The sequence below is a fragment of the Pseudoalteromonas sp. NZS71 genome, from assembly GCF_015864715.1.
Taxonomy (GTDB): domain Bacteria; phylum Pseudomonadota; class Gammaproteobacteria; order Enterobacterales; family Alteromonadaceae; genus Pseudoalteromonas; species Pseudoalteromonas arctica.
The window spans coordinates 1-1450 of the sequence record NZ_JADYWS010000067.1; the positions used below are offsets into that span (position 1 = coordinate 1).

General features: G+C 33.9%; 3 protein-coding genes. 1 reads left to right on the forward strand and 2 read right to left on the reverse strand.

The genetic code is table 11. The annotated features are described in order from the left end of the window. A partial coding sequence (locus I6E85_RS21110; RefSeq protein WP_231621112.1) for a hypothetical protein occupies positions 1 to 218 on the forward strand: 218 nt, incomplete at its 5' end. A gap of 15 nt (positions 219 to 233) precedes the next feature. On the opposite strand, the gene I6E85_RS20715 is transcribed toward I6E85_RS21110, so the two are convergent. Both I6E85_RS20715 and I6E85_RS20720 read right to left on the reverse strand, forming a co-directional pair. After that, positions 234 to 329 (reverse strand): DUF4236 domain-containing protein, encoded by a 96-nt coding sequence (locus tag I6E85_RS20715; RefSeq protein WP_076915493.1) that lies wholly within the window; start codon positions 327 to 329, stop codon positions 234 to 236. Between the two features lie 181 nt (positions 330 to 510). Beyond that, positions 511 to 1450: hypothetical protein (locus tag I6E85_RS20720; RefSeq protein ID WP_231621113.1), on the reverse strand; the 940-nt coding region annotated here is incomplete at its 5' end.

Genomic DNA, 1450 nt, shown 5'->3' on the forward strand with positions numbered 1-1450 from the left:
AGTGCTATCAAAAGGAAAAAAGAAAATCGGATGAAATTGGAAATACACTGACTGAAAAAAACGAATTAATACAGCACAATAAACGAGAAATGAAAATCGAAAAACAGAAGGCAAAAAATCACGGTAACGCTCTTAGTCGAAAAAACAGTTTGATAAATAAATTAAAGACCAATGCTGAATACTTAAGTTCATTCATCGAAGAGAGCTATGAAACATAAAAGCTCTCTTCGAATTCAACCTTTACCTCCAACAGAAATGCTAGTAATTCCCTTTTTTCCTAGGTTGCCCCTTGAACCCTTACCTATTCTGATGCTCTTTCTAAATCTCATGTAGCTGTCCCTGCATTAATTAATGTTTACTCTATATCTTAATTTAACAAAGCTCAAAGTATCAGAGCAACAAAAGAAAACTTAATAAGGTTCATAATGGATGTTAGAAATAGTGTTACATAGGAGTTGAACTTTCATGTATTTTAAAGCCTTGTTTTACAAGGCTCTATTTTTTAATTAATTATTTTGTATAAGTACATATATATGAACCAGGAGCTTTACCGCCTACACAAGAAACTCGACCTGCAGAAGAAGGTGATTTAGCAGAGGTACTGTAAAATTGGGCTCCAGAACGCACGGCAGCATCATAAAAATTTGAGAAAGTTGATAAACCACCTTTTTTAAAGGTATATGTACGTGGTGATGTTACAGGAAGTGTAGGTTCAACTTTGTTTCCGTCAACATCTCTACCATGTTCAAAATCCCATATAAGCTCATCACCAATAATTCCATATAACGAATATATTGCAATGCTTTTGTCATCAAAAGCAACCTGCATAAAGACTTTTTCAATTTCAGCAACGCCAGAAACTTTTGCCGCTGCGATTGTAAAGTTCGATATATCCTGTTCTAGGGTTGTATGTTCATTATAATAAGATGAAACTTCATATTGTTTTGCACCAAATCCAACTAAGTCCCAAGCGCTACCTGCAATCTCTTTAGGCACAATAGTTGCGCTTACTCCAGCTAAGCTTGCAACAACAGCACTTTTTGCATCAGATATATTATGAAAAGTATTTAAAGCGTCCTGCTCTACACCATAGCTATCTACAGTCCAACTATATATAGGTATTCTTACATCTTGAATATGACCACCACGACCATCAGGTTCATTATCTCCTTTTAATATCCTGTACCCTGTAATGGTCTTAGAAACATTGAATTTCTCAATAATTGATTTATCTAGATTCATTACATAAACATCGCGAGGGCGATCTACTTTAGCTTTTAATCTTGCTGTATTTTTGAACTGTTCGAAAGAAAAACATGTTGAGCATTCAGTGTAAAGTGGAGTTTCCGAGGCTAAACTTGAGAAAGAAACTAGTCCAATTAAAGATGTTAAAAGTAAATTTTTTATCATAATCATTCCATAATTAAATAAACGTAAAAGAAACATTATT